The following is an 8,857-nucleotide window of genomic DNA, read 5'->3' on the forward strand; positions in this document are numbered from 1 at the left end:
CTCTTGATCCGCGCAGCTGTTTCCCGTCCACGGCGACCGCCCGCCACCGCGCTTTCCCTGCTTCCGGATGAGCGGCTCTGGCATGCAGAAACGTGTTCACCGCGGCGTCGAAGGCGTCGCCGTCGAGGCGGCTGAGCAGCCGCWTCACCGTGGTGGGATGCGGCACTGTGACCGCCTTGCTGAACGGGTCGAACGCGAAGCCGAGGGTCAGAAGGACCCAGCGGGGCGCATCCGCGATCCACTCGGCGATCGCGGTCAGGGATCTCGCACCGGTCAGGACGCTCGCCGCGGCAGCCGTCACGATCGCCGTCAGCGGGAAACGCCGGCCACGGCGGTCGCGCGGATCCGGCAGCCCCGCGAGGAAGCGGGCGAGGCACACCGCGTCGGGCAGCGGCTGCGGTGACGGGGTACGGGCCAGTTGCTCCAGGCCCGACGGCATAGGAGAAGATGAGACAGCAGGCACGGTCTTCGGTTGTGGTTACGTGAACTCGACACTCACATGATCAACGAGGCCGTGCCTGCACCTGCATCCGGGCTCCATAAAGCGACATGGCAGCCCATCACCGGGCAACCTCACCCAACCCGCAACCTTGCAAAGTCCCTGCATCCTGCGACGCGGCTCGACGCGCTTGAAGCGGTGGCCGGTGCGCAGGAAGAGTTCCTCGAGTTCGTCGTTCCAGATCTCAACTGCACGCTCGTCGATCACGCCGGGGGGCTGCCCAGACCGTTGCCACTGTCAGCGGCGGCGGCACATGATCGAGGGGCGGTCCGGGAAAGAGAACACGGGCCGGAACCCAGCCCACTACACTCGCCCAAACCGCCCCTGAGCAGGGGAAACGTCAACGTGCTGCTGGAGTACTAGGACGAGGATCGCGGCCCGGTGGTGAGTGTCGGAGGTCACGGTTTCTCTCCTCAGGCGTCTGGATTCGAGTGGTTCATGGCCGGACTGGGGCTGCGCATACGCCACGCGGTCGGCACCCTGGAGGACGGGCGCACTGTCCACTCGTCACACACCGCACTGGAAGCGCGGACATCATGATCGACATCATCGCAGGGGTGGAGATCCCCGAGACCGCGGCAGTGGCAGAGGCCACGAGCTTTCTTCGAGAAAAGACCAGTCCCCTCATCTTCCAGCATTCCCGGCGTGTTTTTCTCTTCGGCTCCCTCCATGCGCAGGAGCTCAGTCTCCGGCCTGACCCGGAACTGCTCTACATATCCGCGATGTTTCACGATACCGGTCTTTTGACCCCGTACTCCGCCACGGAGCAGCGCTTTGAACTCGACGGCGCCGATCACGCACGGAGGTTCCTCCTCAACCGCGGGTTCCCGGAGAGCGCCGCCGACATGGTCTGGACGGCGATCGCGCTGCACACGACCCCAGAAATTCCTGGTCGGATGGGCCCGGAGACGGCTGCCACCAGCTACGGTGTCCTGACCGACGCGGTCGGCTGGGGGCTGGACAGGCTGAACGGCGATCTGGTGGACGAAATCGCTGCCGCGCATCCGCGCGGAGAATTCAAGAAGGAATTTCTGCAGGCATTCGTCGAGGGACTCAAAAATCGTCCGGACACCACCTACGGGACCGTCAATGCGGACGTGCTGGAGCACTTCGTTCCCGGTTTCCGCCGCAAGACCATGGTCGAGCGCGTCACCGAGGCGCCCTGGCCGAGCTGAAATGCGCTCGAAGAAGCCAGGGCAGTGCGGTGATCCCGTGGGCAGCGGATTGCGGCCGCGACGATCGTAACCCTCGGCAAGGCGTCGCCCGCGAGTGCACAGGAACAGAAAGAGGAACAGGCATGCGAGCCATCACTGTCCGGGACCGCAACGCCGGTGTCAGCGGGCTGACCCTGGAGGACCTGCCCCATCCTCATGCCGCCGAAAACGATGTAATCGTAAGAGTGCATGCCGCGGGATTCACTCGCGGAGAGCTCGACTGGCCTGGAACATGGTCCGACCGTGCCGGCCGCGACCGCACTCCGAGCGTGCCGGGGCACGAGGTCTCGGGCGTCGTGGCGGAGCTCGGATACGGAACCACCGGCCCCACTATCGGCCAGCGCGTCTTCGGACTGACCGACTGGACCCGCAACGGCTCGCTGGCCGAGTACGTCGCCGTGGAGGCCCGCAACCTCGCTCCGCTGCCCGCGGACATCGACCACACAGTGGCGGCCGCGCTGCCGATTTCCGGGCTGACCGCCTGGCAGGGTCTGTTCGACCACGCGCGGATCGCAACCGGTCAGACCGTCCTGATCCACGGAGCCGCGGGCAGTGTCGGCTCGATCGCCGTCCAGCTCACGCGCGAGGCGGGAGCCCGCGTGATCGGCACCGGCCGGTCCGCCGACCGGGCCACCGTCCTCGATCTGGGCGCACACGCGTTCCTGGACCTCGCGGCCGCCCGGCTGGAGGACGCCGGCGAGGTCGACGTGGTGTTCGACGTGATCGGCGGTGACATCCTCGACCGCTCGGCTGCACTCGTACGCGCCGGCGGCACGCTCGTCACCATCGCCCACCCGCCCACCGTCCGGCCCAAGGACGGGCGGGCGCTCTTCTTCGTGGTGGAACCCGACCGTGCACGCCTCGCCGACCTCGCTCAGCGGCTCAGGGACGGACGGCTGAAAGTACGGGTCGGCGCGGTGCGGCCGCTGGCTGAAACGGCCATTGCCTTCGCCCCTGAGCGGCGCATCGCCGGCCGGACGGTCATCCGAGTCGCCGAGGACTGAGGAACCCGTCCGTCGTGCCGTCCGTCCGGCACGACGGACGGCATCCGCCGGCACGGTGTGACGGCAGCCGGCGCAGCACGGCAGGGATGACTTCCCCCGCGTACGAGGTGGCGTCGAGCCGTCCGCTCCAAGGCACTCGGACGGGCGGCTCGACGCCACCTCGCTTGGAGGGGAGGCGAGCAGGGCGCGGTTGACATCTTCGGCGTGGGTCCACAGCAGCCGCTCGCACTCGAGCCGGCCCGCACCTCTCAGGACACGGTGGAGCGGTTGTGGATCGTGGACAAAACGGTGATCCCAGTCCGCAACCGGCAGGTGAGGGCCTCTCCTGCACCTACCGGTCCTCGGCGGACGTGCACAGGTCATCGTGGACACGCAGACCCGCCTGGCGGCGGCCCATCCGGTGCCGGGAAGGACCGCGGACGCGAAGGTCTGGCGGGGCTTTGGCCTGGCCGAGCACTGCCAGGAGGTGACCGGCTCGGCGACGGCGCCCACCTCAATACCGACCTGAGGCGCTGTCACGTTGGCTGACAGGATGGGAGGATCCTCGGGCTGATCACGATGGAGGGGGTCGTCCGTGGAGGGCATGTCGCCGTCGTACAAGGGGCACCGGTATCCGGTCGAGGTGATCTCGCACTGCGTGTGGCTGTACTTCCGCTTCCCGCTCAGTTTCCGCGAGGTTGAGGAGCTGATGCTGGAGCGCGGCGTGATCGTCTCGTACGAGACGGTGCGGCGCTGGTGCCTGAAGTTCGGTCAGCAGTACGCCAGCGGCCTGCGCCGCCGGCAGCCCCGGCCCTGCGACACGTGGCATCTGGACGAGGTCTTCATCAGGATCAACGGTGAGCAGAAATACCTGTGGCGGGCTGTCGACCAGGACGGGATGGTGCTGGACATCCTGGTGCAGAGCCGCCGGGACACGGCCGCGGCCCGGCGCTTCTTCCGCGCGCTGCTGACGAAGACGGGCGAGGTGCCGCGGGTGGTCGTCACCGACAAGCTCCGCTCCTACGGCGCGGCCCACCGCGAGGTCACGCCCTCCGTCGAGCACCGTTCCCATGAGGGCCTGAACAACCGGGCCGAGAACAGTCATCAGCCCACCCGGCAACGCGAACGCGCGATGAAAGGCTTCCGCAGCGTGGGCGCCGCGCAGCGGTCCCTGTCCGCGTTCAGCGGCATCTCACCTCACTTCCGGCCCCGCCGCCACCTGATGACCGGCACCCAACACCGCGCCGAGATGACCGTCCGCTTCGCTATCTGGGAGCAGGTCACCGGCGTCACCGGCCGGCCTGCCGCGGCCTGAGCCCAGGGCCGGCACCCGGCCCCGCCACACCTCGACACCGTCAGGCACCCGCACACCCAACAACGTGACAACGCCCATCAAACGGTTCGGCGAGTACTCCACCCACGAACTCGGCATCACCCCCGACGACTACGACGCCCGCCTGGACGTCGACTTCAGCGTCCTCGGTGACGATGACAAGACAGCAGCGTGACGGACAAACCGGCCGAGATCATGCCGGACAGCTCCCGCAGGACCTCGTTTCCCGAACCCCGTCCCGCCCCTGTGCCGACTGACGCCGGTGTGGCACGAAGGGCTGCCCCGCACACGTGCCGCAGCACATCACAACGCAGCGAATCGGCCTGATGCAGCACTAAGATCTCCGAGCAGAAGCGCGGGCAGCACTGGCCCGAACTGCGCGCGAGGTCGCAGCTCAGCAGGCGGAGGCCTCGCCAGTCTCGGGCGTCTCCTCCGGTGGAGCCGTACGAGCGCGGCGGCGTTGAGCGCGCAACGCGACCAGCCTCTCGTGGTCCTGCGGCTCGGCCAGACTCTCGCTGAGGGCCAGAAGCGACAGCAACCGCACCGGGTCCTCCACCCGCCGCCTCCGCCTCCGCTGTGACGTCCTACGATGCGTCAGTCCTCCGGCGGATCCGGATCATCGTGCGGCAAGGGAAGTCCATGCGCCTGTCTAGCTACATCAGAAAGGCCGCCATGGGCGCGGCGGCGATACCCCTCCTCGCCGGGTGCACGGGGGAACAGGGCGCGGGCGGGGCCGTGGAGCGAGCCGCGGAGAAGCCTGCCTCCTGGACGGACCTGCCGGTGCGGACCGGCGCACGGGACGTCGTCCACACGGACACTGACCACCGGTCGTACGAGGTCAGGATCACGGTCAAGAGCCTAATCCGGGGTTCGAAGGAGGACATGCGGGGGGCGCGCGTGGACGAGGAGCTGAAGGGCATGGTCCCCCACTACCTCACCTTCGCGGTCACCAACACCGGCCGGAAGAAGATCCCCGCCGCCTACATGGTGGACAGCAACTTCGCCCTGAACGGCACCGACTGGGCGCGCGGGGAGGAGGTCTACGTCAGCGGCGGCAGGCCGGGCGGGGTCGACCTGCCCTGCGCGGACACCGCGCCGAAGACGCTGGCGCCCGGCGACTCGTACAACACCTGCGTGACCTACGCGTTGCCCGAGGGCGTCGGCGTGCTGTCGCTGACGCACAACGCCGACGGCTACCTCGACGAGGGCGGCGCGGTCGCCACCTGGCCCGTCGAGGGCGGCCTTGAGGCGGCGTCCGCAGGGCTGGCGGAGCCGGGCGACATCGTCCGCGTCCGGTGGGACGCCCGCGAGGACGGCGTCCTCGAACTGCCCGCCACGCTGGTTTCCGTACGCCGGGGCAGCGCGGCCGACCTCGCGGGCCTGGACCTCGACCTCAACGAGAACGAGCGACGCGGCGTCCCGTACTACGTGTCGGTCACCTACACCAACACCGGGCTGAAAGACCTCTACGCCGACCAAGCCGACCGCGTCCGCCTGCTCACCGAGGGCGGTCGGCAGATACGGGGGAAGACCCCCTTCGTCCTCGACACGAAGATCCTCGGCTGTCCGTCCGACTGGGTCGCCCGGATGATCCCGCCGGGCGACAGCGTGACGGAGTGCAGCATCCACCTGGTGACGGACGACGACGACAAGCCGTTCGCGGTGGGTTTCGCGGAGGCGGGCCGACCGGGACTGGTGGCCTGGCGGCCCCCCCTCCACTGAGGCGGCCGGGCCAGCCGGCCGACCTGCCGCCCGTCTTCGCGAGCGGCAGGTACACACGGTTGCCCGCCGCCGCGAACTCCTTCGACTTCTCCAGCATCCCCGCCTCGATCTCTTCAGCCGTCGAGCCCTCGTCACCACCGAACTGCTCTGTGAATAAGCGGGGACGGGCCGCTGTCGATCACGGTGTCCGGTGCCGGCCGGGTGCCGAGCCTTCAGGAAACCAACGTTTTCTGAAGATCGCCAGACAGGGCGGCCGGAAGGGCATTGTCAGGTTGTTGTGGGTCCTGCTGGCAGGATGATCTCCGGTTGGTTCACGGGATTCGGGGAGGGGCGTCGTGGAGGCCGCAGCGCCGTCGTACAAGGGGTTCCGGTATCCGGCGGAAATCATCTCCCACGTGGTGTGGCTGTACCACCGCTTCCCGCTCAGCTTCCGCGAGGTCGAGGAGCTCCTCCTCGCCCGCGGGATCATCGTCTCCCACGAGACCATCCGGCAGTGGTGCACYCGGTTCGGACCCCAGTACGCGGCCGGACTACGCCGCGGCAGGCCCCAGGCCGGTGACACGTGGCACCTCGACGAGGTCTACCTAAGACGTCGTCTCATTTGGTGAGTCGGCGGTAGCAGATCAGGGTGCAGGCGATGCTGGTGAAGGCGAGGAAGTGGTCGGCCTTGCGCTCGTAGCGGCGGTGGAGCCGGCGGCACCCGGCCAGCCAGGACATCGACCGCTCGACGACCCAGCGATGTCGTCCGAGGTGGGTAGAGGATTCGATGCCGCGGCGGGCCAGGCGGTGGGTGATGCCCCGGCTGCGCAACCATTGCCGCAGGCGTCGGTAGTCGTAGCCCTTGTCGCCGTGGAGCTTGCCGGGCTTGCGGCGGCGCGGTCCGCGGCGGGAGCGGATCGGCGGGATGCCCCGCACCAGCGGCTCCAAAGCCCGGCTGTCGTGCAGGTTGGCCCCGGAGATCCCGATGGACAGCGGCAGACCGGTGCGTTCGGTGATGAGGTGGATCTTCGACCCGTACTTGCCGCGATCGGTAGGATTCGGGCCGGTCAGGTCCCCTTTTTCATCGCCCGCAGGCTGACCGAGTCGATCGCGCACCGGGACCAGTCCAGCTCACCACGCGCGCCGAGCTCGTCCAGCACCAGGCGGTGCAGCCTGGCCCAGACCCGGGCGCGGGTCCACTCGGTGAACCGCCGGTGGGCGGTCGGCCCGGAGGGCCCGAACGATGGCGGCAACTGCTTCCAGGTGCACCCGGACGTGGCCACGAACACGATCGCGGCCAGCACCTCCCGGTCGCCGTAGCGGCGTCGGCCGCCGCCCTGTGGCCGTGTCGGGGCGGGCGGTACCACCCGCTGGAACATCTCCCACAACTCGTCCGGCACCAAGCGCTCTGCGATCCCCACGGCCGCAGACTACCGAACTCTCCAAATGAGATGACGTCTTAGGTGGTTTATCGGGGCTTAGGGTGAAACCCGGCTCGGGTAATCCCGCCGACCAACTTCCCAGCATGTACGGGAGGGCGGAGATGACTTCCCCAAACACCCAGCCACAGCCCCAGCAAGAACAGCAACCGACCCAGCCCCGGGCCGACGCCCAAGCCGAGGAAACCCGCACCCAGGAGGCGCAGCAGGCAACTGCTGAGCGCCGCGAGGAGGAGGGTCGCGGTCAGGAGGCGCGGGCGGGTGGCAAGGTGCTGCACCTGCACACCGCGCACGCCCGGGTTCCGATCCCCTACGTCACCCCGGGCGACATGTTCTCCACCGCCCGCCCGGCCACGTCCATCCTCCCCTCGCCCCGCAAGCTGGCCTTCTACGGCCTCCTCGGCGCCATGGCCGTGGTCGAGGCCGTGGAGTGGCCGATCGCGGTCGCCGTCGGCGCCGCCACCGAAGTGATCACCCGTGAGCAGGCCGCACGCCAGCGCGCCGAACACCAGCACATCGCGCGGGACCGCGCCGCACGCGACCAGGGCCGGCAGGTCGCCACCGAGCGGACAGAGCCCGGGGGGCCCGCGCAGCCAGCGATGGCATGACACGTTCCCTGCCCGCACTTCACACACCAGTACCGGACGGTCTCACAGGAGACGAGCACGCCGCGCCCGGGCAGCAGCTCCCCGGCCTCCCGGAACGACAGCGGGAAGCGGACGTACCGCCCCACGCAGCGGGAGATCACCTCCGCCGGGTACCGGTGCCCCTGGTACGGCGGCGCGGACGACCCGAGCGAATCCCTCCCCGGCACGGTCAACCACGAGATCATCCCGGGCCGGCCGGCCCCCGGGACCACGCCCTCGGACGGCCTCGCGGGCGGCCGGCGGGGAAGCGGGCCGGACCTGCGGACCCGGCGCAACGGCCGGCGCCGTCAGGTGCCGGCCCCGCCCGCGGTGGCCGGGCCGGCCCGGCCACCGCGGGCGGGGCCGGCCGGCGCGGCGGCCCGCACGACGGGCGCGCCCCGGGTCTCGGCGACCAGCAGGGCGACACCGGCGCGCAGGCCCTCGGCCTGGGCCGCCCGCCGCAGCCGGTGCGCGGCACTGCCGTCGGCCAGCGCCCGCGCGAGCAGTTCGTGCACGTGCTGCCAGTCGCCAAACGCCTCCAGCGCCGGGCGCAGCCGCACCGCCAKGCCGTGCAGCACCCCGCGGGCGGGGGCGGCGCGCCGGGCGACCGGATCGACCAGCGCGCCCTCCAGGCCCGAGCGGGCGGCCCGCCAGGTGGCGGCCCGCAGCCACTCGTGGTGGCCGTCGCACCAGGGGCCGCCCCCGCGGGCCAGCCGGTCGCACGCGTCGTGGACCAGCGCCCGGAAGAGCCCCGCGACCAGCACSACCGTCTCCACCCGCGGACAGGCGTCGCAGATCCGCAGCTCCAGCGTGCGCTGGTGCGCGGAGGGCCGCACGTCGTGGTAGTCCATGCCGGGGTCGCTGATGACRCCCGAGCCGATCAGCTCCCTGAGCGCCGCGTCGTAGCCGGCGGCGTCCGGGTAGTGGCCGGCCGGCCCGGCGGTGGGCCAGCGCTGCCACAGCATCGTGCGCCAGCTCGCGTAGCCGGTGTCCGCGCCGAGCCAGAACGGTGAGCTGGCGGACAGCGCCAGCAGCGGCGGCAGCCAGGGCGAGACCAGGCAC

10 protein-coding genes and 1 pseudogene are annotated in these 8,857 nt (G+C 70.1%); 8 read left to right on the forward strand and 3 right to left on the reverse strand.

Features of this window, described 5'->3' with window-relative positions:
* A partial coding sequence (locus tag DIZ27_RS43550; protein WP_146229138.1) for a transposase family protein occupies window positions 1-439 on the reverse strand: 439 nt, incomplete at its 3' end.
* Between the two features lie 596 nt (window positions 440-1,035).
* Here DIZ27_RS43550 and DIZ27_RS43555 point away from each other — a divergent pair.
* The 7 genes and pseudogenes from DIZ27_RS43555 to DIZ27_RS43575 form a co-directional block, all read left to right on the forward strand.
* On the forward strand, window positions 1,036-1,674 hold the full coding sequence (locus tag DIZ27_RS43555) for an HD domain-containing protein (protein WP_109383796.1): 639 nt from the start codon (window positions 1,036-1,038) through the stop codon (window positions 1,672-1,674).
* Between the two features lie 122 nt (window positions 1,675-1,796).
* The gene (locus tag DIZ27_RS43560; protein WP_109383797.1) at window positions 1,797-2,717 is read left to right on the forward strand and encodes an NADP-dependent oxidoreductase; all 921 of its coding nucleotides are present in this window, start codon (window positions 1,797-1,799) and stop codon (window positions 2,715-2,717) included.
* Window positions 2,718-3,081: 364 nt separating this feature from the next.
* The gene (locus DIZ27_RS46415; protein WP_181384016.1) at window positions 3,082-3,225 is read left to right on the forward strand and encodes a hypothetical protein; all 144 of its coding nucleotides are present in this window, start codon (window positions 3,082-3,084) and stop codon (window positions 3,223-3,225) included.
* Between the two features lie 75 nt (window positions 3,226-3,300).
* A complete protein-coding gene (locus DIZ27_RS43565; protein ID WP_181384017.1) occupies window positions 3,301-4,011 on the forward strand; it encodes an IS6 family transposase in 711 nt (236 codons plus the stop codon).
* A 64-nt stretch (window positions 4,012-4,075) separates the two neighbouring features.
* Window positions 4,076-4,204, forward strand: a complete 129-nt coding sequence (locus DIZ27_RS48265) for a hypothetical protein (RefSeq protein WP_258308889.1) — start codon at window positions 4,076-4,078, stop codon at window positions 4,202-4,204.
* Between the two features lie 464 nt (window positions 4,205-4,668).
* On the forward strand, window positions 4,669-5,751 hold the full coding sequence (locus tag DIZ27_RS43570; protein WP_146229139.1) for a hypothetical protein: 1,083 nt from the start codon (window positions 4,669-4,671) through the stop codon (window positions 5,749-5,751).
* Between the two features lie 335 nt (window positions 5,752-6,086).
* Window positions 6,087-6,341 (forward strand): annotated as a pseudogene (locus DIZ27_RS43575) (IS6 family transposase); the annotation flags it as partial.
* A 7-nt stretch (window positions 6,342-6,348) separates the two neighbouring features.
* Here DIZ27_RS43575 and DIZ27_RS43580 read toward each other — a convergent pair.
* Window positions 6,349-7,109 (reverse strand): IS5 family transposase gene (locus tag DIZ27_RS43580; RefSeq protein ID WP_375232087.1). Its coding sequence is split into 2 segments (ribosomal slippage): window positions 6,349-6,800 and window positions 6,800-7,109, totalling 762 coding nucleotides; the frame shifts between segments, so codons are not numbered across the junction.
* A gap of 164 nt (window positions 7,110-7,273) precedes the next feature.
* On the opposite strand from DIZ27_RS43580, the gene DIZ27_RS43585 reads away from it, so the two are divergent.
* A complete protein-coding gene (locus DIZ27_RS43585) occupies window positions 7,274-7,777 on the forward strand; it encodes a hypothetical protein (RefSeq protein WP_146229140.1) in 504 nt (167 codons plus the stop codon).
* Between the two features lie 326 nt (window positions 7,778-8,103).
* Here DIZ27_RS43585 and DIZ27_RS43590 read toward each other — a convergent pair.
* Window positions 8,104-8,857, reverse strand: a 754-nt coding sequence (locus DIZ27_RS43590) for a glutamate-cysteine ligase family protein (protein WP_258308890.1), incomplete at its 5' end; no start/stop codon positions are given.

Source organism: Streptomyces sp. NWU339 (assembly GCF_003143855.1).
Classification (GTDB): Bacteria; Actinomycetota; Actinomycetes; order Streptomycetales; family Streptomycetaceae; genus Streptomyces.